18 protein-coding genes are annotated in these 23906 nt (G+C 68.7%); 10 read left to right on the forward strand and 8 right to left on the reverse strand.

All coding sequences use genetic code 11. The annotated features are described in order from the left end of the window. Nucleotides 1-132 precede the first annotated feature (132 nt). The 3 genes from IE660_RS09050 (at nucleotide 133) to IE660_RS09060 (ending at nucleotide 3311) form a co-directional block, all read left to right on the forward strand. Nucleotides 133-450 carry a YbaB/EbfC family nucleoid-associated protein gene (locus tag IE660_RS09050; protein ID WP_203568033.1) on the forward strand — a complete coding sequence of 106 codons (318 nt, stop codon included), beginning with the start codon at nucleotides 133-135 and terminating at the stop codon, nucleotides 448-450. Then, on the forward strand, nucleotides 450-1079 hold the full coding sequence (recR, locus tag IE660_RS09055) for a recombination mediator RecR (protein ID WP_203568034.1): 630 nt from the start codon (nucleotides 450-452) through the stop codon (nucleotides 1077-1079). Before IE660_RS09050 ends, recR begins: the two co-directional genes overlap by 1 nt. A gap of 198 nt (nucleotides 1080-1277) precedes the next feature. Continuing rightward, nucleotides 1278-3311, forward strand: a complete 2034-nt coding sequence (locus IE660_RS09060; protein WP_203568035.1) for a hypothetical protein — start codon at nucleotides 1278-1280, stop codon at nucleotides 3309-3311. 33 nt (nucleotides 3312-3344) lie between these two features. Here IE660_RS09060 and IE660_RS09065 read toward each other — a convergent pair whose 3' ends face one another. From IE660_RS09065 to IE660_RS09075, 3 genes are all read right to left on the reverse strand, one after another. Beyond that, nucleotides 3345-3488, reverse strand: coding sequence for a hypothetical protein (locus tag IE660_RS09065; protein ID WP_203568036.1), 144 nt, complete (start codon nucleotides 3486-3488; stop codon nucleotides 3345-3347). A 58-nt stretch (nucleotides 3489-3546) separates the two neighbouring features. Further along, entirely contained in the window at nucleotides 3547-4425 is an 879-nt protein-coding gene (locus tag IE660_RS09070) for a hypothetical protein (protein ID WP_203568037.1), read from the reverse strand. A gap of 164 nt (nucleotides 4426-4589) precedes the next feature. Next, complete coding sequence (locus tag IE660_RS09075) at nucleotides 4590-5243, reverse strand: uracil-DNA glycosylase family protein (protein ID WP_203568038.1); 654 nt, start codon at nucleotides 5241-5243, stop codon at nucleotides 4590-4592. Between the two features lie 383 nt (nucleotides 5244-5626). On the opposite strand from IE660_RS09075, the gene ileS reads away from it, so the two are divergent. Both ileS and IE660_RS09085 read left to right on the forward strand, forming a co-directional pair. Beyond that, entirely contained in the window at nucleotides 5627-8806 is a 3180-nt protein-coding gene (gene ileS, locus IE660_RS09080) for an isoleucine--tRNA ligase (RefSeq protein WP_203568039.1), read from the forward strand. Between the two features lie 264 nt (nucleotides 8807-9070). After that, on the forward strand, nucleotides 9071-10750 hold the full coding sequence (locus IE660_RS09085) for a glycoside hydrolase family 13 protein (protein ID WP_328701912.1): 1680 nt from the start codon (nucleotides 9071-9073) through the stop codon (nucleotides 10748-10750). A 9-nt stretch (nucleotides 10751-10759) separates the two neighbouring features. Here IE660_RS09085 and IE660_RS09090 read toward each other — a convergent pair whose 3' ends face one another. The 4 genes from IE660_RS09090 to xylA form a co-directional block, all read right to left on the reverse strand. Further along, entirely contained in the window at nucleotides 10760-11074 is a 315-nt protein-coding gene (locus IE660_RS09090; protein WP_203568040.1) for a GNAT family N-acetyltransferase, read from the reverse strand. A gap of 71 nt (nucleotides 11075-11145) precedes the next feature. Next, the gene (locus tag IE660_RS09095) at nucleotides 11146-11721 is read right to left on the reverse strand and encodes a DUF1707 SHOCT-like domain-containing protein (protein ID WP_203568041.1); all 576 of its coding nucleotides are present in this window, start codon (nucleotides 11719-11721) and stop codon (nucleotides 11146-11148) included. A gap of 24 nt (nucleotides 11722-11745) precedes the next feature. Continuing rightward, nucleotides 11746-13182 carry a xylulokinase gene (locus tag IE660_RS09100; protein ID WP_203568042.1) on the reverse strand — a complete coding sequence of 479 codons (1437 nt, stop codon included), beginning with the start codon at nucleotides 13180-13182 and terminating at the stop codon, nucleotides 11746-11748. Nucleotides 13183-13188: 6 nt separating this feature from the next. Further along, nucleotides 13189-14367, reverse strand: coding sequence for a xylose isomerase (gene xylA / locus IE660_RS09105; RefSeq protein WP_203568043.1), 1179 nt, complete (start codon nucleotides 14365-14367; stop codon nucleotides 13189-13191). Between the two features lie 116 nt (nucleotides 14368-14483). On the opposite strand from xylA, the gene IE660_RS09110 reads away from it, so the two are divergent. Beyond that, entirely contained in the window at nucleotides 14484-15758 is a 1275-nt protein-coding gene (locus tag IE660_RS09110; RefSeq protein WP_203568044.1) for an ROK family transcriptional regulator, read from the forward strand. Continuing rightward, nucleotides 15751-17235 carry a glycoside hydrolase family 5 protein gene (locus IE660_RS09115; protein ID WP_203568045.1) on the forward strand — a complete coding sequence of 495 codons (1485 nt, stop codon included), beginning with the start codon at nucleotides 15751-15753 and terminating at the stop codon, nucleotides 17233-17235. The genes IE660_RS09110 and IE660_RS09115 overlap by 8 nt, the downstream gene beginning before the upstream one ends. 12 nt (nucleotides 17236-17247) lie before the next feature. Here IE660_RS09115 and IE660_RS09120 read toward each other — a convergent pair whose 3' ends face one another. Beyond that, complete coding sequence (locus tag IE660_RS09120; RefSeq protein ID WP_203568046.1) at nucleotides 17248-20052, reverse strand: beta-glucosidase family protein; 2805 nt, start codon at nucleotides 20050-20052, stop codon at nucleotides 17248-17250. Between the two features lie 219 nt (nucleotides 20053-20271). Here IE660_RS09120 and IE660_RS09125 point away from each other — a divergent pair, with 219 nt between their 5' ends. Genes IE660_RS09125 through IE660_RS09135 form a run of 3 tightly spaced genes read left to right on the forward strand, consistent with a single transcriptional unit; the run spans nucleotide 20272 to nucleotide 23905 of the window. Beyond that, on the forward strand, nucleotides 20272-21909 hold the full coding sequence (locus IE660_RS09125) for an extracellular solute-binding protein (RefSeq protein ID WP_203568047.1): 1638 nt from the start codon (nucleotides 20272-20274) through the stop codon (nucleotides 21907-21909). Next, complete coding sequence (locus tag IE660_RS09130) at nucleotides 21906-22919, forward strand: ABC transporter permease (RefSeq protein ID WP_328701914.1); 1014 nt, start codon at nucleotides 21906-21908, stop codon at nucleotides 22917-22919. Before IE660_RS09125 ends, IE660_RS09130 begins: the two co-directional genes overlap by 4 nt. Next, nucleotides 22916-23905 (forward strand): carbohydrate ABC transporter permease, encoded by a 990-nt coding sequence (locus tag IE660_RS09135; RefSeq protein ID WP_203568048.1) that lies wholly within the window; start codon nucleotides 22916-22918, stop codon nucleotides 23903-23905. Before IE660_RS09130 ends, IE660_RS09135 begins: the two co-directional genes overlap by 4 nt. Nucleotide 23906 lies beyond the last annotated feature (1 nt).

Raw genomic sequence — 23906 nt, forward strand, 5'->3', positions numbered from 1 at the left:
CGGCGCGCTGCGCTCAGCGCGGAACCCGCGTGGGCAGCCCGGCACCCGGCCCGCGGCCGCGTAGGCTGCCTGGCACACTCGTCCACCACCATGGACGCCCGAGGCCCGAGGGCCTGACGAGAGGACGATGCGATGTTCCCCGAGGGAATGGACATGAGCGGCCTGCTGGCCCAGGCCCAGGCCATGCAGGCCCAGCTGCGTCAGACCCAGCAGGAACTGGCCAACTCCACCTTCACCGGATCGGCCGGCGGTGACCTGGTCGAGGCGACCGTGCGCGGCACCGGTGAGCTCATCGGGCTGACCATCAAGCCCGAAGCCTGCGACCCCGACGACACCGAGACCCTGGCCGACCTTGTCATCGCCGCCGTCCGTGACGCCACCACGCAGGCGCAGGACAGGGCCACCGCCGCCATGCCGGCCATGCCCGACCTGGGACAGCTCGGTCTGTGATGTACGAGGGCGCGCTCCAGGAACTCATCGACGCACTCGGCACCCTGCCGGGTGTGGGTCCCAAGAGTGCCCAACGGATCGCCTTCCACCTGCTCGATGCCCCGCCCGAAGAGGTCAACCACTTGGCCGACGTGCTGCGTGAGGTGAAGGCGCGCGCCAAGTTCTGCGACATCTGCTTCAACGTCTCGGAGGAGTCGCGCTGCCGGATCTGCCGTGACACCCGCCGCGACCAGACCTCGATCTGCGTGGTCGAGGAGTCCAAGGACGTCATCGCGATCGAGCGCACCCGCGAGTTCCGTGGGCTCTACCACGTGCTCGGCGGATCAATCTCGCCGATCGACGGACGAGGCCCCAGCGACCTGCACATCCGCGAACTGTGCCAGCGGCTGGCCGACGGCACCGTCGAAGAGGTCATCCTGGCCACTGACCCCAACGTCGAGGGCGAGGCCACCGCGGCCTTCCTGTCGCGGCTGCTCGTCCCGATGGGGGTACGGGTCTCGCGGCTGGCCAGCGGGCTGCCGGTGGGTGGCGACCTCGAGTACGCCGACCAGGTCACCCTGGGACGCGCCTTCGACGGCCGGGTGGTGCTCAACCCACCGGTCGAAGCCGGTGCGGGCGGAGCGTCCTGACTGCGCCACTGCCGACCCAGTGACCGTTCGGGCAAGGGGTGCAGCACTCGTTGGCTGACGGTTGGCTGAAGAGGGCCGGACCCCCACCCCGGGGGGTGGGAACGGTGTTAGCCTGTCCGGCAGACAAGAAGTCTGAAGAGCTGTTCACACTGTCGGAACAGACCTCGCCACGCCAATCTGCCGAGAGGCCCACTCCCCATGTCAACGACGACGGCCCGCGTCCGCCGCAAGCCACTGCTTGCCGTCATGCTCACCATGGTCCTGCTGCTCCTGACCGCCTGTGGCGGGAAGGTCGACACCGTCTTGACCCTCAAGGACGATGGTTCGGGCGTTCGCGCCATGACCATCACCGTGTCGAAGGACGACATGGAGAAGGTCAAGGGTGGCGCCCCAGCCGTTGACGGGGTGATCAAGAAGAACATCCCGGCCGCCATGAAGTACTCCGGCATGTCGCGTGGAGTCGACACCGGGTCGACGGTCTACTCCTTCCAGATCCCGTTCACCGACGAGGCCGACTACACCTCGAAGGTCATTGCGGTGTTGGGCGCCGGCAACGTGGTCGACCGCGAGGTGCAGGTCACCCTGAAGGTCTACAACTCGGTCTTCAAGAAGGGTGTTGAGCTGAAGGAGAACTTCGCCTCGACCGACCTGTTCCAGTGGCTGGTGAACGCCCTGGTCAAGACGGGCACCGTCTCGGACGAGAACAAGTCCAACATCATGGAGCTGGGGAACTCGAACGTCGAGATCGACGGGGTGAAGCACCCGGCGGGCTCGCAGATGCGCTACAACACCGTCCAGGAGCTCGGGTTCGATTCAGTGACCGTCGTCACCGAAGGACTCGGCACCGACGAGTACACCCGCACCATCATCTACAACCTCCCCCGGGTCAGCTACGCCGCAGACGAGAAGGGGTTCGACGAGTTCTTCAAGAAGTCGACTCCCGAAGGCGGGGAGTTGACCCCGCCGGCCTCGACCGACACGACCTGGCGGATGGTGTTCAAGGCTTCGTCGCCCGACGACCTCAAGGCCAAGACCAACACCGCACTCACCTCCGAGTCGACCGACTTCGCCATCTCGTCCGGCCCTGATCCCGAGGTGCCGATGACCATGCTCACCACGGTGGTCGATTCCGCCGAGTGCAGCGCCATCTGCCTCAGGGACGCGGCCGTGAGGAGCTTCGTCGTCGTCCCCGAGGGATGGCAGTCGCCCTCGCAGCCGACCACGATCGATGACAAGCAGGCCGTGGCGATGAGCCCACAGGCACCGCTGCAGATGCGTCGTCCGGTCTCGTTCAGCAGCATCGACGTCGCGGTCGACATCAAGGGCGACGAGGGCGGCTCGATGGTGACCAAGTACGCCGTGCCGGCCGCTGACGCCAAGGCGCTCGGCGAGGGACTCCAGCAGATGCTCACCCCGCCGGCTGCGGTCGGCTCGATCGAGGTCGCCGACGGGGACGACGTGGTGGTCTACACCACCACGGTCGCCGGCAGCTCGCTGGGCGACCTGGGACGCCGGCTCGGCGAGATCGTCTCGCTCCCCGACGGTGCCCCGTGGGTGTCGCTGGTCGAGACCGACGGGGGTGGGATGTTCTCGAAGGAGTACCGACTCACCGGCAACCTCGGACTGAGCTCTCAGGTCTACCGCTCGCAGGTCGGCAAGGAGGTGTCGTGGACGATCACGCTGCCCAGCAACATGACCATCGAGCCGGGCTCGGTCCCCGCGGGTGCTTCGATCAACGGCAGCACCATCACGCTGAAGACGCTGTCGAGGCAGGAGCCCGTGCGGCTGTCCGTGGTGGCATCCACGGGCAACATGGCCGGCTGGATCCTGGTCGGTGCCCTGGCGTTGGTTCTGGTCGGGGCCGTGGTGGGCATCCTGCTGCTGCTCTCGCGACGCAAGAAGGCACAGTCAGCGTCGGCCTCGGAGTCCGCTGCCACGCAGCAGCACCCGGAGGCGTTCGCGCAGGCCCCGGGAGCGGTGCCGCAGGAGCACCGGGCGCAGTACTCGCACCAGCCGCACCAGCCGCACCAGCAGTCGCAGGCGACGCCGCCGCCGTACCCGCAGTCGCAGGCGACGCCGCCGCCGTACCCACAGTCGCAGGCGACGCCGCCGCCGTACCCACAGTCGCAGGCGACGCCGCCGCCATACCCGCAGTCGCACTCGACACCACCGACTCAGCACCTGCCAGAGTCCCAGCCGACCCCGCCGCACCGGCCGAGCGACCAGCAGTAGGTGCGCCAGGCCACGATCGCGGTCCCGAGGGCCTCAGCCCCAGGCGACAGCCACCTTCGTGGTCAACTTCGCCGAGCCGCGCAGGCGGTGGGTGGCGCGCTGACCTTCGCGGTACTTGATGGTGACGGTGGTCGGGAAGACCAACTTCAGGGTGCCGCCGACGAACGCGGCCGGCACGTCGAAGGTGATGGTCTGGTTCTGGAACGTGGTCCACAGATCCTGCAGCTTGAGCTTGTCAGGGCGTGCTCTGGAGACCGTCTTGCCCTGGCTGATGGTGGCTTGACCGTAGTCGAGGGTGAGCGGTGTGAAACGTCGACCGGTAGGTGCCCCGGTACTTGACGTGGAACCAGACTCGTCCGGGCTTGGCCCAGCCGTCTTCCGAGCTCCCTGGCGTGAAGAAGCTGGCCTTGGCATCGAGGTCAGCACCGAACTTCATCTCGTCGACGTTGCGCCCGTCAGCCCACCCGCCCTTCCACTCGAGCTTGTCGGGTTGGTAGGTGACCGTCTCGAGGCGTGCGGCCAGCATCATCGCCGTGCTGTCGGCGTCCTTCGACACCTGCAGGGTGCGCAGGTCGAGGCTGACCTTCTTGCCCTGATCGCTGATCACCAGTGACGCCTTGGCTCCGACCGGCGCCGAGACCGCGACGGCGATGTGGCGCCCGTCATAGCCCAGGTACCGGTCGAAGCGCCCGAGCAGCTTCGTCAGCTCGACCGTGGTGGCGCCGACGACCACGCTGCACGACGCCCGGTACTTGTCAGTCGGAATCAAGGGTGCCCAGGCCGTCAGCGACACCAGCAACCACTCCTCGCCCTCGGCTGCCTGCAACTGGTCGCCGACCGGGCTTCCCTTGGCCACCAACCGGTCCCACACCGGTGGGAGCCTCGGGCTGCCCTCGGCCTTCACCGCCAGACCCAGGTGCGGCCCGGCCACCCGGACAGCCTGCCTGGACAGGTCGATGCCGACCGGGGTCGGAGTGGCCTTGGTCAGCACGGTGCCGGGGGCGGTCGTCCTGCCCGACGGTGTCGGGGTGGCGCTCGAGGCGGCAGGGCCCGACGAGGCCTGCTGGCCGCTCGATTGCTCAGTCGTCGTGGTGGACGACCGCCCGCCGAGCACACCGCAGCCGGTGAGTGCGGCAGTCAGGGGTGGTCAGTCCCGCGGCGGCCAGCAGCTGCCGACGCGAACGGTTCGATGGTGTGGTCGGCGTGGGGGTGGCGTCCATGCCGACCAAGGGTAGGTGTCGGCCGGTTCAGCCCTTGGCCCTCGTGTGACAAGCTCCGTCAGGCGACCAAGGTGGGCGAGGCCGGCGTGCCCAGCAGCTCCGCCACCCGGGCGAACGTCGTCCGGACGCCCTGTTCGCGTTCGACCGCACCGGTGCGCAGCACCTCGTCGGGGCCGTCGACCGGGGTGGCCAACTGGTAGGTGCGCAGCAGGCTGATGCCGCGGCTGCGCAGGTGCTCGGGCTGGTCGCGCAGGTACCAGGTCACGCAGTCCTGGGCCGTACCGCCCAGCGCCAGCACCACCCTCAGCCGGGGCAGCAGGTCGACCAGCGCCGGCAGCAGCTGAGCGCCCGCCCGCAGGTCGAGGCTGGACGAGGATCCACCTGACCATGGCACGGCACCCCACGGCACGCACAGGTCGGGGTCGAGCCCGACCCGGCGCAGGTGGTGGTCGAGCAGGGCGCTGGGCGCGTCGTCGTTCTCGGTCGAGAGCAGTCCTGTGCCGTGCGGACCGACCGCCGCGGGTGTGGGGCCGGGCCCGATCACCAGCAGCTCGGCCCGGCTGGCGCGGTGGTGCGGCGCGATCAGCGGAGGGCTGCCGTGGTGGGCGTCGGCCAGCGACTCGATCCACACGTTGAGCGCCTTGACCTGGGGCTGGTGCCGCTGGTCCCACTGGGCTCGGCGGTGGCTGGCGTGGCGTAGGCGTCGGGCCATGGCGTGCTCCTGTCGTCCGATGCTCGATCACACCAACTCGGGCGGCACCGTGGGTCACCGTGCGGCAACAGCCGTCGAACGATCATGTGACAGGGGCACACCGCCTCGTCCGCGAACACCCGCGACGCAACCGACTTGGGGCGCCGCGAGCGCCTGCCCTAGACTCGGCCACGTCGCACGGCGTTGATGGGGCCATCACCTCGGAGCCGCCGGAAGAACGGGTGGGTCGTCCCACCTCACTAGAACCGGCAGCGGCACAGCAGAGCGGGGGCTCGTCCACGCGGCCAGGTCGCACGACGTCGCCCCAAGGAGGGTGGTACCGCGGGGCCCGTGCCTCGTCCCTTCGTCCGTCGAGTCACACTCCGCACGAAGGAACCGCCCAGATGTCCGACCCGCAGAACCGCTACCGCGCCGTACCCGCTGGCGTCGACTTCCCCGCCCTGGAGCACGAGGTGCTCGCGCTGTGGCAGCGCGAGAACACCTTCGACGCCTCGCTCGACAAGACCAAGGACGGGCCGCACTGGACCTTCTACGAGGGTCCGCCCACCGCCAACGGCACGCCCGGCACCCACCACGTCGAGGCCCGGGTGTTCAAGGACGTCTTCCCCCGCTACCGCACCATGCGCGGCTACCACGTCGAGCGCAAGGCCGGCTGGGACTGCCACGGCCTGCCGGTCGAGCTCGCCGTCGAGAAGGAACTCGGCTTTTCGGGCAAGGGCGACATCGAGGCGTTCGGGGTCGAGGAGTTCAACGCCAAGTGCCGCGAGTCGGTGCAGCGCCACGTCGACGAGTTCGAGGTGATGACCAACCGGATGGGCTACTGGGTCAACCTCGACGAGGCCTACGTCACGATGACCCCGGAGTACGTGCAGAGCTGCTGGTGGGCGCTGAAGACCATTTTCGACAAGGGCCTGCTGGTCGAGGACTACCGGGTCGCCCCTTACTGCCCGCGCTGCGGCACCACCCTGAGCGACCACGAACTGGCCCAGGGCTACGAGGATGTCGTCGACCCCTCGGTCTACGTGCGGATGCCGCTGACCTCGGGCCCGTTGGCCGGCAAGGCCTCGCTGCTGGTGTGGACGACCACCCCGTGGACCCTGGTCAGCAACACCGCCGTGGCGGTGCACCCCGAGGTCACCTACGTCACGGTCAGCTCCGCCGACGAGACCCTCGTGGTCGCCGAACCGCTGGCCAGGCAGAACTTCGGCGATCTGTCGGCGGCTGACTCGGCCTGGACGGTCACCGACAGCTTCCAGGGCAGCGAGATGCAGAACTGGAGCTACCAGCGTCCGTTCGACTTCGTCACCTTCCCCGAGGCAACGGCTCGCCCCGAGACCGGCACGGCCAGCCACTTCGTCGTCCTTGCCGACTACGTCACCACCGAGGACGGCACCGGTCTGGTGCACCAGGCCCCCGCCTTCGGCGCCGACGACATGGCCACCTGCCGGCGCTACGGACTGCCGATGGTCAACCCAGTGCGTGCCGATGGCACCTTCGAGGACGACCTCGCCCTGGTCGGCGGACAGTTCTTCAAGACCGCCGACGCCGCCCTGGTCGCCGACCTCGAGGCGCAGGGTCTGCTGTTCAAGAAGCTCGACTACGAGCACTCCTACCCCCATTGCTGGCGCTGCCACACCGCGCTGCTCTACTACGCCCAGCCCAGCTGGTACATCCGCACCACCGCGATCAAGGACGAACTGATCGCCCAGAACGAGGCCACCACCTGGTTCCCCGAGACCATCAAGCACGGACGCTATGGCGACTGGCTGCACAACAACATCGACTGGGCGCTGAGCCGCAACCGCTACTGGGGCACCCCGCTGCCGATCTGGCGCAACGAACTCGACCCCAGCCAGATGGTGTGCGTCGGCTCGCTGGCCGAACTGTCGGAGCTGACCGGCACCGACCAGTCCGGGCTCGACCCGCACCGGCCCTACGTCGACGACGTCACCTTCACCCTGCCCGGGGTCGAGGGCACCTTCCGGCGCGTGCCCGAGGTGATCGACGCGTGGTTCGACAGCGGCTCGATGCCGTTCGCCCAGTGGGGCTACCCGTGGGTCGAGGGTTCGGCCGAGAAGCTCGAGCAGAACTACCCGGCCGACTTCATCGCCGAGGCACTCGACCAGACCCGCGGCTGGTTCTACACGCTGATGGCGGTCGGCACGCTGGTGTTCGAGCAGTCCAGCTACAAGAACGTGCTCTGCCTGGGGCTGATCCTCGCCGAGGACGGCAAGCGGATGAGCAAGCACCTGGGCAACATCCTGCTGCCTGTGCCGCTGATGGAACAGCACGGCGCCGACGCGGTGCGCTGGTTCATGGCCGCCAGTGGCTCGCCCTGGGCGGCCCGCCGGGTGGGTCACACCACCCTGCAGGAGATCGTCCGCAAGGTGCTGCTGACCTACTGGAACACCGTCGCGTTCCAAGCGCTCTACGCGCGGACGAACGACTGGTCGCCCGCCGACGGTCTGGTCGAGTCCGACCACGTGATGGATCGCTGGCTGACCTCGTCGACCCAGTCGCTGGTCGCCCAGGTGACTCACTCGATGGAGAACTACGACACCCAGGCCGTGGGGTCGGCGGTCGCCGAGTTCGTCGACCTGCTGTCGAACTGGTACGTCCGCCGGTCGCGCCGCCGCTTCTGGGACGGCGATCCCGGTGCGCTGTCGACCCTGCACAGCACCCTGGTGACCTTGACCCAGGTGATGTCCCCGCTGACCCCGTTCGTCACCGAGCGGGTCTGGCAGGACCTGGTGCGCGACACCGATCCCGATGCCCCGACCTCGGTGCACCTGTCGGACTGGCCCACCGTTGACGAGTCGAAGATCGACACCGACTTGGATCGGTCGATGACGCTGACCCGTCGGTTGGTCGAGTTGGGACGAGCCGCGCGCGCGGAGTCGAAGATGAAGACCCGCCAGCCGCTCTCGCGGGTGCTGATCCCGTCGCAGGCGTTCGCCCAGTTGGACGAGGGGCTGCTGGCCGAGGTGCGCCAGGAGTTGAACGTCGAGGCGGTGCAGTCGTTCGCCGGTGCCGGAGACCTGGTCGACTTCTCGGCCAAGGGCAACTTCCGGGCGCTCGGCAGGCGGTTCGGCAAGGAGACACCGCTGGTGGCGGCGGCGATCGCCGCGTCGGACGCGGCTGTGCTGGCGGCTGACTTGGCTGCCCATGGCGTCGCGACAGTCGATTACGAAGGTGGCACGCAGGTCGGCGCCGACGAGGTGATCATCTCCGAGCGTCCCCGCGAGGGCTGGAGCGTGGTCAACGAGCAGGGCGAGACGGTCGCTCTCGACCTCGAACTCACCCCGGCACTGGTACAGGCCGGCCTGGCCCGCGAGGTCGTCCGCCTGGTGCAGGAGACCCGCAAGGCGTCGGGGCTCGAGGTCTCGGACCGGATCACCCTGCAGTGGTCGGCTGACGGAGAGTTGGCCCAGGCGATCATGGCGCACGAGACCCTGATCGCCGACGAGGTGCTGGCCACCGCGGTCGAGCGGGTCGAGGCCGCCGGTGACGACTGGGCACGTGATGACGACCTCGGTCTCGCGGTGCAGGTCGTCCGCGCGTAACCAGACCCGGTGGTCGAGCAGCCCGCGAGTCAGAACGTCGGTCGAGGAGGTCGCGCAGCGACCCTGTCGAGACCCCCGCTTCAGGGGTCCACCAGTCTCGGTGATGGTTTCCTGCCACCAGATCGGCCGAATCCTCGGATTTCGCCCCGTTTCAGCGATCCAGTGGCAGGAACCCATCATCAGCCTCTGGCCTTGCCCCCACCCCGGTGGCGCCGGTCGTCTGCGGGTAGCGTGGGAACCAACCCCAAAGACGAGGAGGCGGCCGTGCCCACGCTCACCAACGACCCGAACTGGTACCGGCAGGCGGTGGTCTACCAGATCTACCCGCGCAGCTTCGCCGACGCGAACGGTGACGGGCTCGGCGACCTGGCCGGCATCACCAGCCGGGTCGACCACCTGGCCACCCTCGGCGTCGACGCGGTCTGGTTGAGCCCGTTCTACCCCTCGGCGCTGGCCGACGGCGGCTACGACGTCGACGACTACCGCAACGTCGACCCGCGCCTGGGCACGCTGGACGACTTCGACGCCTTGGTCGCTGCGCTGCACGAGCGCGGCATCCGGGTGATCGTCGACATCGTCCCCAACCACTCCGGCTCGGGCCACGTCTGGTTCCAGGACGCGCTCAGGGCCGGCAAGGGCTCGCCCGAACGCGACCGCTACATCTTCCGCGACGGGCTGGGTGACGACCAGTCGAAGCCGCCGGCCGAGTGGACCGCGTCGTTCGGTGGTCCGGCCTGGGAGCCGGTCGGTGACGGCCAGTTCTACCTGCACATGTTCGACGTGGCCCAGCCCGACTGGAACTGGGACAACCCCGAGGTGATCGACGACTTCCACACCACGCTGCGGTTCTGGTCCGACCGCGGCGTCGACGGCTTCCGGGTCGACGTGGCCAACCTGATGGTCAAGGATCTGTCGGAGCCGCTGCCGACGATGGCCGAGATGGGCAGCCCGAACTCGATCATGGGGTGCGACCGGCTGAATGACCTGCCCGGTGTGCACGACATCTACCGGGGCTGGCGTGAGGTCTTCAACGAGTACGACCCGCCGCGGATGGCGGTGGCTGAGGCGTGGGTGCCCTCGGAGCGTCGTCCCGCCTACGCTCGGCCGGACGAACTGGGGCAGGCGTTCAACTTCGACCTGCTGCTGGCGCCGTGGGACGCGGCCGCGTTCCGCCAGATCGCCGAGTCGAACCTGGCGCTGGCCGACCAGTCAGGGGCCTCGACCACCTGGGTGCTGTCGAACCACGACATCGTCCGCCACGTCACCCGCTACGGACTGCCGATCGGCGCCGGTGAGCAGGAGGGCATGCCCGGCACCGCCGCGGCCAAGGCCTACGTGCTCTCCGACGGTGCGGCACCCGAGTTCGACGAGGAGCTGGGACGACGGCGCGCTGCTGCCGGCACGATGCTGATCCTCGCGCTGCCCGGCTCGTCCTACCTCTACCAGGGCGAGGAACTGGGCCTGAAGGAGGTCATCGAGATCGCCGACGACCAGCGCCAGGACCCGACGTTCTTCCGTTCACCCGGGGTCGACAAGGGACGAGACGGTTGTCGCGTGCCGCTGCCGTGGACGCCGACCGGCACCTCGTACGGGTTCGGCGTGGGTGACCAGGTGGCGCCGGCACACCTGCCGCAGCCGGAGTGGTTCGCCGACTTCGCCGTGTCGGTGCAGGACGAGGACCCCTCCTCGATGCTCAACCTGTACCGCAAGGCGCTGGGCCTGCGCCGCGGCCTGCTGGGCGACGAGACCGTCACCTTCCACGACAGTGGCGAGGGCGTGCTGCACGTCGAGCGCCCGGGTGGGTGGCACAGCGTCACCAACTTCACCCAAGCCGCGGCCGATGTGCCCGAGGTGCTGGCGGGCGCGGAGGTGCTGCTGTCGAGTTCGTCGGACGAGGTCTCGGGCGAGGTGCCTGCGAACACGACGGTCTGGTTCCGAGCCTGAGCGGAGAGGTCAGGCGCGCAGGTCCTTGTACTCGGGGTGCTTGCCGATCCAGTCGCGAATGTAGGGACACAGCGGGCGGTCGACGATCTTCAGGTCGCGCTCGCGGATGTCGTCCAGGGCGAACCGGGTGAGGCGGCCGGCGAAGCCGCGGCCGCCGTACTCCTCGTCCACCTCGGTGTGGGGGAGGGCGATCAGGCCGTCGCCGGCGACCCGGAAGTCGATCAGGCCGATCCGCTTGCCGTCGTACTCGATCACGTAGCGCTGGCCGGCGTCGTCGCGGTGGAAGCTGATCGGGTCAGGCTGTTCGTTGATGGGGGCGCCCATGGAATCTCCTCGGGTGGTGACGGACAGCATCCACTGTGGCACAGCCGCATCGGGTGGGGCGCCCGCCGTGATCAGCTCGCCTTCTTCGACTTCTTGGGCTTGCGATCCTCGTCGTCGTCCTCGTCGTCATCGTCCTCGTCATCGGGATGCGGTGGCAGGCCGGCGCGGGCACGACGCTTCTTGAGCTTGTTGCGACGGTCCTCGACCGAGCCGTGCAGCGACCCGACCACCACGCCCATCACGATGAACAGCCACCAGAGGTCGAAGCCGGCGAAGATGTTGATCACGATGACCAGCGGCCAACCCACCGCGTGCACCCACCCCAGGGTGCGGTCGAGCCGGGTCAGCCGCTCGTACTCGGCCTCGTCCTGCGGGCGCCACACCGACACCGACGCCGGCGTCGAGGCGTCCGCCAGCGCCATCCCGCTCGGACGCAGCGCGGGCAGGAACTCGACAGCCGCTGCCGGGTCGCGGGGCAGGTCACTGAACAGCGGCTGCAGGTCGCTGGCCACCTTGGCCGACAGGGCGGTCTGCATCCGCTCGTCGAACTCCTCGATGGTGAGCCGACCCTTGGCGTGGTGCTCACGCAGCGCCTCGATGGCAGCATCACGTTCGGCATCACCGATCCGCTGGGGCACCTGACTCATGCCGACAGGATAGTGCCGCCGGGACTACGCCTTCGGCGTGGCACCCACCGTCGACGGGTACAGCCCTGCCACGGCCTCGTTCCAGCGATCCCTGAGCCACGGCTGGTCGTCCGCCTCGAACACCTGCGAGCCGGGCAGCGACCAGGTCGGTGGCTCGTCCGCACCCGACAGCACCCACGCCGCCTGCCGTGCCGCGCCGCGCGCCACGAACTCCATCGGTTCGGGGACGACCACGGGCAGGCCCAGCACAGCCGGCGCCAGTCGGCGCACTGCCTCAGACCGTGCCCCGCCGCCGATCAGAGTGACCTGCTCGATGTCGACGCCCTGGGCACGCACCGCCGCCAGACCGAACGCCATCAGGCACAGCAGTCCCTCAACCGCGGCCCGGGCCAGGTTCTGCCTGGTCAGCGACGCCAGGCTCATGCCGAGCAGCGACCCGGTGGCCTCGGGCAGGTTGGGGGTGCGCTCCCCGTCGAGGAAGCAGACGTTCACCAAGCCACCGGCACCCGGCTCTGCCGCCAGCGCCAACTCCGAGAGCCCGGCATGGTCGACGCCGAGCAGGCGGGCGGTCGACTCCAGCACCCGGGCACCGTTGATCGTCGCGGTCAGCGGCAGCCAGTGGCCGGTGGCGTCGGCGAACCCGGTGACCAGTCCCGTGCGGTCGTGGGTGGGGGTGGACGAGACCGCCGCCACCACCCCCGACGTGCCGATCGACACGGAGGTCTGCCCCGGGTCGAGGCCCAGACCCAACGCAGCACCGGCGTTGTCGCCACAGCCCGGGCCGAGCACGGCGCCGGTCCCTGCCATGGGCACAGCCACCCGGTCACGCGGGCCGAGCACCTGCGGCACCACGATCGCGTCGCCCTTGGCGCCGATCGCGTGCCGAAGGAGGTCACGACGCTCACGGTTGCCCACCGAGTCGAACCAGCCGCTGCCCGAGGCGTCCGACCGGTCGGTGACCAGGGTTGTCACGTCGCGCGAGCCGGTCAGCCGCCAGGTCAGGTAGTCGTGTGGCAGGCAGACCGCTGCGGTGCGGGCGAGGTTGTCGGGCTCGTGCTCGGCCAGCCAGCGCAGCTTGGTCAGCGTGATCGAGGCCACCGGCACCGACCCGATCGCCTCGGCCCAGGCTTCGGGGCCGAGCTCGTCGACCAGGTCGCGGGCGGCTCCGGCTGAGCTGGTGTCGTTCCACAACTGCGCCTCACGCACCACCTCGCCGCTCTCGTCGAGGCAGACCATGCCGTGCTGCTGCCCGCCGACCGACACCGCAGCCACGTCGTCCAGGCCGCCGGTCTGGGCGATCGCGGTCTGCAGGGCCTGCCACCAGTGCTCGGGGTGCACCTGGGTGCCGTCGGGGTGGGCGGCCTGCCCCTGCCGCAGCACCTCACCGGTCTCGGCGTCGCAGACCAGCACCTTGCACGACTGGGTGGACGAGTCCACCCCCGCGACGAGCGTCCTCGCCATCGTCGGTCAGCCGATCAGGTGGCGGATCGCCAACTGCTGCAGCTTGACGAAGCCGTACTCGCGAGCGCCCGCGGCGTCGGCGTCGAACGGCTCGTCGGCGGCCAGGAAGTCGGCCAGCGACTCGCCCTCGGCCAGCGTCGGCTCGGACAACTCGTAGATCGAGGCGTCCTTCATCACCTGCTGCACCTCGGGGTCGGCGCGGAAGGCCCGGGCCTTGTCGGCCAGCAGCAACCAGGTCTCCATGTTGGCGCTCGCGGAGTCCCAGATGCCCTGCATGCCCTCGGTGCGCGACGGCTTGTAGTCGAAGTGCACCGGGCCGTCGTAGCGGGGGGCGTCGGGTGAGGCCGGGAAGCCGTTCGTCAGCAGGTCGACGGTGAAGAAGGCACTCATCAGGTCGCCGTGACCGAAGCACAGGTCCTGGTCGTACTTCAGGCCGCGCTGGCCGTTGAGGTCGATGTGGAACAGCTTGCCGCTGAACATCGCCTGGGCCAGGGCGTGGGTGTAGTTGAGGTTGGCCATCTGCTCGTGGCCGACCTCGGGGTTGAGCCCGACGATGTCGCCGTGCTCGAGTTCGGCGATCAGCGCCAGCGCGTGCCCGACGGTGGGCAGGAAGATGTCACCGCGCGGCTCGTTGGGCTTGGGCTCCAGGCCGATCTTGAGGTCGTAGCCCTGGGTCTTGATGTGGCTGGCGACGGTGTCGAGACCCTCCTTGTAGCGCTCGAGCGCGGCGTAGAGGTCCTTGGACGAGTCGTACTCGGCGCCCTCTCGGCCGCCCCACATGACGAAGGTGCTGGCACCCAGTTCGGCGGCGAGGTCGACATTGCGCAGGATCTTGCGCAGCCCGAAGCGGCGCACCGAGCGGTCGTTGGAGGTGAGGCCGCCGTCCTTGAACGCGGGGTGGGTGAAGGTGTTGGTGGTCACCATCTCGATGACGAGTCCGGCCTTGCCAGCCGCGTCCTTGAGCTGGCCGACGCGGGCGGAGCGCTCGTCGTCGGTGGCGTCGAAGGCGAAGACGTCGTTGTCGTGGAAGGTGATGCCCCAGGCGCCCAGTTCGGCCAGGCCCTCGGCGTACTCCCACGGGTCGAGTTCTGGACGAGAGGGCACGCCGAACGGGTCGGTGCCGGTCCAGCCGATCGTCCACAGGCCGAAGGAGAACTTGTCGTCGGGGGTGGGTGTGCGGACCATGGAGCTCTCCTCTGAGGTGGTTTTGTTCTACGATGAAACATATCGATCCGACGTGCTGCAGGTCAAGGGTGCTGGTCTGGATACGGTGAGGGTCGAATCCAGGGAGGGAAGCAGCCATGGCAACCAGCGGCGAGCGTCGCAGACGTGACCCGGCATCGAGCCCGGCGTCGCCCGATGCGGCGCGCTCGTCTGGCGCCAACCAGGGCAGCCTGCGCGAGCTCAACCTCGCGACCGTGCTGCAGGTGATCTTCTCGGAGTCGCCGCTGACGCGCGCCGATGTCGCCCTGCGCACCGGCCTGACTAGATCGACCGTGTCGCGGCTGGTGGACGAACTGGTCGCCCATCGTCTGGTCGAGGAGGGTGAACCGCGGGTGGGGGGCCAGCGCGGCCGCCCCGGTGTGCCGCTGACGCCGGCCCAGTCGTCGTTCGTCGGGCTGGGGCTCGAGGCCAACATCGGCCTGATGGCTGCCCGCGTGGTCGATCTGTCCGGTCAGGTGGTCTCCGAGCGGGTCGTCGAGACCGACCTGACCAGTGCCACGCCAGATGACGTGTTCACCCGTCTGGCAGCCCTCGCCCACGAGGCGCTCGACGGCCTGCCCCCGAGCAGTCGACTGACCGGCGTCAGGCTGGCCCTGCCCGGTCTGGTCGACACCTCCCGAGGAGTGCTGCTGCGCGCCCCGAACCTGGACTGGCACGACGTCGACGCTGCGTCCGGGCTGGCGGACGCGATGGGCATGCCGGGGCAGGTCATCGTCGGCAACGAGGCCGACTTCGCCGCGCTCAGTGTGGCCAGGATCGCTCCCGGTCGACGCTCACCGTGGTCGGACTTCCTGTACCTGTCGGGTGAGGTCGGCATCGGGTCGGCGCTGGTCTCAGCCGGCCGACTGATCACCGGTAGCCACGGCTGGGCCGGCGAGATCGGCCACACCTACGTCGACCCACGCGGCGACCTGTGCGGCTGTGGTGCCCGCGGATGCCTGGAGACCGTGGCAGGTCTGCGAGGACTGCTGACCGCTGCGGGGGTCACCGACCGCCAGCAGCTGGCCGCAGCACTGGCCGCAGGGCACCCCCGGGCTGTCGGTGCGGTACAGGTGGCCGGACGCGCGCTCGGCATCGCCGTGGCTGGTGCGCTGAACCTGCTCGACGTGTCACAGGTGGTGATGGGTGGTCACCTGGGCCAACTCGGCGACCACCTGACCGCGGCCATGGTCGCTGAGTTGCAGACCCGTGTGCTCGCCGCCCCCTACGCACCGCCCACCGTCGAAACCGTGGCCCTCGACGCCTCACCCGCCTCGTGGGGAGCCGCGGTCGCAGCACTCGAAGCAGTGCTGAGCGACCCCGCCTCCTGGCTGACCCCCCTCATCCTCGACCAAGGAACACCCCATGCCTGATACGGGCCCTGCCACCACCCGCTTCGTCCGCCGCCGAGGCACCGACCTGCTCGACCTGGACGGCGAGCCACGGCTCTTCCGCGGGGTCGGCATCGGCAACTGGCTGCTGCCCGAGGGCTACATGTGGCGCTTCTTCGACGGAGCGACTCGCCCCCGACTGATGGAGCAACTGGTCGTCAACCTGGCCGGGGAGCGGTACGCAGCCACCTTCTGGACGAGGTTCCGCGACCAGTTCTTCACCCGCGACGACGTCGCCAGGATCGCCGAGTGCGGCTTCGACCACATCAGGGTGCCGTTCAACTGGCGGTTGTTCATGAACGCCGACGGCCAGTTCGGCGACGAGGGTTTTCGCCGGCTGGACGACGTCATCGGCTGGTGCCGCGACGCCGGACTGCTGGTGCTGCTCGACCTGCACGGCGCCCCCGGAGGGCAGACCGGGGCCAACATCGACGACTCCGAGCATGACCGGCCCGAGGTGTTCGACGAGCCCTACCGCAGCTGGTGCCTGTCGCTGTGGACCGAGCTCGCGACCCGCTACCGCGACGAACCCACCGTGATGGGCTACGACCTGCTCAACGAGCCCTGTCGCGACGAGTTCCAGCACCTGCACGCCAATGACCTGGTCCCCCTCTACCGCGACCTGACCAGCGCCATCCGCGCAGTCGACAGCGAGCACCTGCTGATGTACGAGGGCAGCCACTGGTCGACCAACTTCTCGATCTTCGACCAGGTCTGGGACGAGAACTCCTGCCTGCAGTTCCACCGCTACTGGGACGCCCCCGACCGTGACGGACTGGCCAAGTTCATCGAACCCGCGGCACGGCTGGGCCTTCCGCTCTACATGGGGGAGGGTGGCGAGAACAGCGTCGAGTGGATGCGCGCCGCCTTCGGCAGCTACGAGCAACTCGGCATCTCGTGGAACTTCTGGCCGTGGAAAAAGCTCGAGAACCCCTCGTCCCCAGCTGATGCCCCCGCCCCCCAGGGGTGGGACGAGGTGGTCGCCGCCGCTGAGAGGCGATCGCAGGGCCCGGCGCCCGAGGTCGCGCAGCGGTTGCTGGACGAGGTGCTCGAGGCCTTCCGGTTGTCGAACTGCCGTTGGCACGGCGAGATCGTCGATGCCCTGCTGCAGGCCCCGGCAGGCTTCGTACCCGCCTACGCCGCCGAGCACCGTTGGGACGCCGGGCAGGGAGCCGGCGTGCGTGCCGCCGACGGCCACACCATCGAGTACCGCGGCGGTGACCAGGGCATCAACCCGTTCGCCGCTGATCCGCGCGAGCGAGCCCGGGCCGGTGAACACGTGCTCGTGCTGCGGCCCGGTGAGACCGCCCGCTTCCGGGTGCGCGGACGAGCGACCTCAGCCGAGGCCGTGGTCGCCGAATCATCCCCTTCGTCACCCGAGGTTCAGATCGACGACACCGGCATCACCGTGGTCGGTGGGGCCGGCGGAACCGAGCTGCTCGGCGTCCGCCTCAGCTGACCCGGGGCACCCTCACGTCGCCTGGTCGATCCGCCAGACCTGCGCAGAACCCGTCATCCTGAGCTCAAGCGAGCCTTCGCCCGGTGGCAGATCGAGGTGGACGTCGCCCCACGCCTGGGTGGGCAGTTCGACGTCGTGGGTCTGGTCGGCCCACGCGACCTCGAGTCCGCCCTCGTCTCGACCCCGCCGCGCTCGCACCGTCACGGGTCCGGTGACGGCGACCTCGTCCCACCTCACCACCGCCTGGTCCGCACCGGGCTCGACAGCTGCGGCCGAGCCTCGCTCGTCCGAGGTCGCGATGAACTGCACCCGGGCATGGTGGTCGGCGTTCCACGCCGTCAGCGGCCAGCTGTGCGGGGGAGCGGGGTCGGCCTCCACCACCAGCTCGGCCTCACCGCAGGCGGTGAGGCAGTCGTGGCCGACGAAGATCTGCCACCGTGACGGTTCCACGCGCCACGACTGCGTGCGCACCGACCAGGTCGCCAACCGCTGGGTGGTGACCGGCACGTCGACCTCGACCCGTTCGCCGGGCTGCAGTTCCACCCACTGCGTGGCCAGCAGCACGCGTCGTGGCGCGGCCAGCGGATGGTCGAGCGACGAGGCGTAGAGCTGCACCAGTTCGTGGACGACCCGCTCGCCGGTGTTGGCGAGGGTGACCGAGGCGACGGCAACCGTGTCGTCGGGAGGAAGTGCCCGAGCGTGCGCCGGCTGCTCGACGCGGACGTGCTGCCGGTCGAGGACGAACTGCGAGTAGTCGACCGGGGAGTAGCCCAGGCCGTGCCCGAACGCGAACTGCGGTGTGGCCTCGTTGTACTGGTAGGTCAGACCCGACCCGATGACGTCGTAGTCGAACAGGTCACCGATGTCGTCCTCGCTGGCCCACCAGGTCTGGGCGAGGCGGGCCCGCGGCTCCACCGCCCCCGAGACCACGTCGGCCACTGCATGGCCCAGTTCCTGCCCGGCGTGCGAGCTCCACACCACGGCATCGCACCGGTCGACCAGGTCACCCAGCGCGTAGGGGTAGGACGAGACCACGACCAGCACGGTGGGGGCGTCGTGGCCGAGCGCAGCCTCACAGATGGCTCGCTGTGCGTGCGGCAGGTCGAGGCTGGGGCGATCGGCGGTCTCGCGGCCGAGCAGGTGCGGATCGTTGCCCACCACCACCCAGACCTCGTCCACCTCGGCCGCCAGCGCCTCCACCCGGGTGCGAGCGGACGAGACCAGGTCACGGGTGAAGCGCGACGCCTCGTCCAGTCGCAGGGCGGTGGCGCTGACCAGGTCGCCGAACTGCTCGATGCGCAACCAGCGTCGCGAGCCCACGTGCTCGATCGAGACGGTGCCGTCGTCCCAGGCGTGCTCGCGGAACTCCTCCTGGCAGACCCAGCCGCCCGGCCTCGTGGCATCGATGCCGATCATGCCGTTGTGGCGTCCGCTCCACAGCAGCCCGGTGGCGTCGTCGGCGATGGTCAGGGTGCCATCACCCCAGTCGGTCACCCGGTGGGTGGCCGCGTCGTCGGCTGGGGCTACCACCAGGAAGCCGTCCTGGTCGCGGGTGAGCACCTGCCCCCGGGTGGCAGCCTCGGTGCTGTGCCACCGCACCTGGTCGGCGGCGTCGTCGTGACTGACCTGCCAGCCGGCCTGGCCGGCGGCGGACGCGATGCCCACCTCGTACGGTGGGGTGCCGGAGTACCAGTCGCTCTTGACCGTGTCGGCCAACGGTCCGACCACGGCCAGCCGCCAGCCCGGACTGGATGGCAGCACGCCGTTGTTGTGCAGCACCACCACCTGCGACTGGGCTGAGCGTCGGGCGAGGTCGCGGTGCTCGGGGGTGTCGATCTGGTCGGGCCCGACCACGAAGGGGTCCGAGTCAGGGTGGAGTTCACCGGTGAGCGCCCGCATCAGCAGCAGGCGCCGTGCCGCAGCCCGCACCTCGTCCATGGTCAGCAGGTTCTCGTCCAGTGCCTGCTGCAGAGCGGTGATCGTGGTCTCGCTGCGCTTGTCGGCGTCGGTGAACGAGTCGAGGCCGGCCCGGACCGCGGCAGCGTGCGAGGCGGCGCGGGTGGGGTGGGTGCGCTGGGCCTCGGTGAGGTTGGTCGGCGCATACGCATCGGAGACGGTGACCAGGTCAGGGGCGATCTGGCGCAGCTCGTCGATCCACTCGGCACTGACGTGGGTGGGTCGCCCGTTGACCAGGTTGTACGACGGCATCACCGCGCCGGCACTGCCGTGGGCGACCGGCACCTGGAAGGCCGGCAGTTCGTACTCGTGCACCACTCGCGGCGACAGCGAGGCCGAACAGGTGCAGCGGTCGGTCTCGTTGTTGTAGGCGAGCAGGTGCTTCAACGTGGGGACGACCCGCCAGAACACCTCGTGGTCGCCGCGCAGCCCCCGGGCGTAGGACGAGGCCAGCCATCCGGTGACGTAGGGATCCTCAGACCAACCCTCCTCGTTGCGTCCCCAACGCGGGTGGCGCAGCGGGTTGACCACGGGCGCCCACGCGTTCAGGCCGTGCTCGACCGGATCCTGGGCGTGCTTGGCGCGCAACTCCACCCCGACCGCCTCACCGATCTCGCGGACGAGGTCGGCGTCGAACGTGGCAGCCATGCCGACCGGCTGCGGGAACACCGTGGCGACCCCCACCCAGGCCACTCCGTGGGCTGCCTCCTGCCCGGTGTGGAAGGCCTGCAACCCGTGTTCGGGGATGGCTGGTTGGTGCTGGTGCAGCAGTGCCACCACCTGGGCGTCCGACAGCTGCGCGAGCAGCGTCTCGACCGCGTGGACGAGATCTTCGCTGGACAGACTGGGTTTGGGCGTCATGCGAGGCTCCCGGTGAAGTGGACAGTCGTCGGCTGTCGAAGTCCGTGCGACGAAATTCCGGACCCCATCATTGCGTCTTTTGTTCTGCCATGCAACGATATGGCAACGAAGTGACTCACCATCCCTTGGATTCCAGGCAGGACCGCCTACGGTGGTCGAGTCGAATCGCTTCGACGAGGCCACACCGTGTGGCCGCTCCATCGCACAAGGAAGTGACACATGAGTAACGGTTTGTCGCGACGCGGCTTCATCGGGGCCTTGGGCCTCGGAGCCACCGCCATCGCAGGATCGTCGCTGTTGGCTGGTTGCCGCACTGATGGTGCCGGTACGGACAGCCCGAACGGTGGTGGGACGAACGGTGGTTCGGCCGGCCCCGACCAGAAGCTGCCCAACTACACGCTCAAGGAGTACGTGAGCCCGGACTACCCGCCGCCGGCCAACGGCTTCGAGAAGATCCCGGCCGAGTACGTCAAGGTCTACGACCAGCCCCCGGGCACCGGTCAGGCCCTCACCGTGATGACCCCGCTGTGGGGAGCCATCCCGCGCACCTCGGGCAACAAGTACTTCGACGGCATCAACGAGCGCCTGGGCGCGAAGCTGACCTTCCAGATCTCCGACGGCAACACCTACGGCGACAAGATGTCGACGGTGCTGGCCTCGCAGAAGGACATGCCCGACTGGATGTGCCTGACCACCTGGAACCTGCCGGCGAGCTTCTCCGACGACGCCACCGCGCTGTTCACCGACCTGTCGCCCTACATCGGTGGCGACAAGGTCAACGAGTACCCGAACCTGGCCTCGATCCCGACCGACTCGTGGCGCTACTCGGTCTACGGCGACACCCTGATCGGCATCCCGATGCCCGACGCCGGCATTCCCAACGTGCTGTTCTACCGGGCCGACCTGTTCGAGAAGGAGGGCATCAAGGATCTGCCCACCACTCCGGACGAGGTGCTCGAGCTCGCCAAGCAGCTCACCAGCGCCTCCGCCGGCCGCTACGGCACCGACGACATGCAGACCCCGTCGTTCAACCAGTTCGCCGTGCCGGCCAAGTGGAAGATCGAGGGCGACAAGCTGATCCACCGCTACGAGACCCAGGAGTACCGCGACGCCATCGCCAACAACGCGAAGTTCTTCGCGGCTGGCGTCGTGCACCCGGATGCGGTCGCCGGTACCGGTGACGGCAAGCAGCGCTTCGAGTCGGGTCAGACCATGATGATGTCGGACGGCATCGGTGGTTGGGCCGAAGCCCTGCAGCGCCAGCTGCCCAACAACCCCCAGTACAGCCAGCTGCCCATGCCGGTGATCGGCTCGGGCTCCGGAGACCCCGTCGTCTGGAAGGGCCCGGCCATGGGCATCTTCTCGGCGATCAAGAAGGGCCTGTCGGAGGAGAAGATCAAGGAGATCCTCAAGATCGCCGACTTCCTCGCCTCGCCGTTCGGCACCGAGGAGTACAACCTGGTCAACTACGGCATCGAGGGCACGCACTACACCCTTGACGCCGACAAGCTGCCGAAGTTGAACGCGCTGGGCACCACCGAGGTGCAGCCGACCTACATCTTCCTGGCCAGCCCGCCGCCGTCGGTCGCCAAGGTGCAGTTCCCCGGCTTCGTCAAGGCCTACTCGGAGTGGGTGAACAACACCGCCAAGTTCTTCAAGGAGCCTGCCTTCTACGGCATGAACATCGCCGTGCCGACGCGCCTGGCCGCTCTCGACTCGCCGTTCGGTGACCTCGAGAAGGACATCAGCCGTGGCCGCAAGACCATGAAGGACCTGGACGCCGCGGTCGAGACCTGGAAGAAGAACGGCGGCGAGGAGCTGCGCGGCATCTACCAGAAGGTGTTGGACGAGCAGTGAGTTCGTCGTCCACCTCCATGGACGCCGCCGACTCCACCACCGGAGACTTCGCTCGTCGCCCCCGTCGGGGGCGGCGAGCGCCGGCGGCGCCCACGCGCAAGCTGAGCGCGTGGACCCGCTTCAAGCGCGACCGGTCGCTGATCCTGATGACCCTGCCGGCCGTGCTGCTGCTGTTGCTGTTCGCCTACCTGCCGATGGCCGGCAACATCGCCGCCTGGCAGGACTACCGCCCGGCCCGCGGGTTCCGCGGCAGCGCCTTCATCGCCTGGGACAACTTCGAGCGGATGTTCACCAACGAGCGCTTCGCGCTGGCGGTGAAGAACACGCTGATCATCACCGGGTTCCAGTTGGTGTTCTACTTCCCGGTGCCGATCATCCTGGCCCTGCTGCTCAACAGCGTGCTGTCGACCAAGGTGCGCACCTTCATCCAGTCGGTGGTCTACCTGCCGCACTTCTTCAGCTGGGTGATCGTGGTCACGGTCTTCCAGCAGATGTTCGGTGGTGCTGGTCTGGTCAACCGGGTGCTGCTGCAGAACGGCAGGCAGCCCTTCGACCTGATGACCAACCCCGACACCTTCCTGATCCTGATCACCTCGCAGTCGATCTGGAAGGACGCGGGCTGGGGCATCATCATCTTCCTGGCCGCACTGTCGACGGTCGATCCAGCGTTGCACGAAGCGGTCGCCATCGACGGCGGCAACTGGTGGCGTCGAATGTGGCACGTCACGCTCCCGGCGCTGAGACCAGTGGTCATCCTGCTGCTCATCCTGCGGTTGGGTGATGCGCTGAGCGTCGGCTTCGAGCAGTTGATTCTGCAACGCGCCGCCGTCGGCGCAGACACGTCGGAGGTCATCGACACCTTCGTCTACTACCAGGGCGTCATCGCCGGTGACTGGGGCTTCGCCACAGCCGCTGGACTGGTCAAGGGCGTCGTCGGTCTGATGTTGGTGCTGGGCGCCAACAAGTTGGCCCACATGGTGGGTGAGGCGGGGGTGTACCAGAAAGCATGAGTACCGGATCTGTTCCCACACTGGGGTCGGCCGAGGCCCCGATCACCCCTGCCCCCGAGCCGGGCACGGTGCGCCGCGTACGTCGGCGCAACCCCAATCGACCGGTCTACCAGGAGGAGCCCAAGGCGATCACCAAGATCTCCAAGGGCGTGCTGCTGACCATCATCGTGCTGACGGTGATCTTCCCGCTGTGGTCGATCATCATCACCTCGTTCTCGACCAACGCCGCCGTCACCCGTGCCGGAGGCATGGTCGTCCTGCCCGACGAGCTCACCATCGCCGCCTACCGGCAGATCATCGCCGGTGGCATCGTCACCAGGGCCGTCGGTGTGTCGGTGTTCGTCACCGGCGTTGGCACCCTGCTGTCGACCACGTTGACCATCCTGGCCGCCTGGGGCCTGTCGAAGCCGACCTCGTTCGGCCACCGCCCGATCCTGTTCATCTTCCTGATGACCATGTTCTTCGGTGCCGGCATGATTCCCAGCTACCTGCTGATCAGCAACCTCGGGCTGCTCAACTCGCTGTGGGCGCTGATCCTGCCGGGTGCGGTCTCGGCGTTCAACGTGCTGATCACGCGCAACTTCTTCATGGCCATCGAGCCGGCGATCATCGAGGCCGCCCGCATCGATGGCGCGGGGGAGTGGCGCATCCTGTCCACGATCGTGGTGCCGCTGTCACGTGCGGTGATCGCTGTGGTCGCACTGTTCTACGGCGTGGGCTACTGGAACGCCTTCTTCAACGCCATGCTCTACATCAACGACAACACCAAGTGGCCGCTGCAGCTGGTGCTGCGCAGCTACGTGTTGCAGGGGCAGGCGATGCCCGGGGCCGACCCGGGCCAGATCGACATCCGTGAAGGACAGGTCACCGGTCTGCCCATCCAGATGGCTGTCGTGGTGCTGGCCTTGGTGCCGATCCTGATGATCTACCCCTTCGTGCAGCGTCACTTCACCAAGGGCGTCATCTTCGGTGCGGTCAAGGGCTGAC

Source organism: Aestuariimicrobium ganziense (genome assembly GCF_015352975.1).
In the GTDB taxonomy this organism is placed as follows: domain Bacteria; phylum Actinomycetota; class Actinomycetes; order Propionibacteriales; family Propionibacteriaceae; genus Aestuariimicrobium; species Aestuariimicrobium ganziense.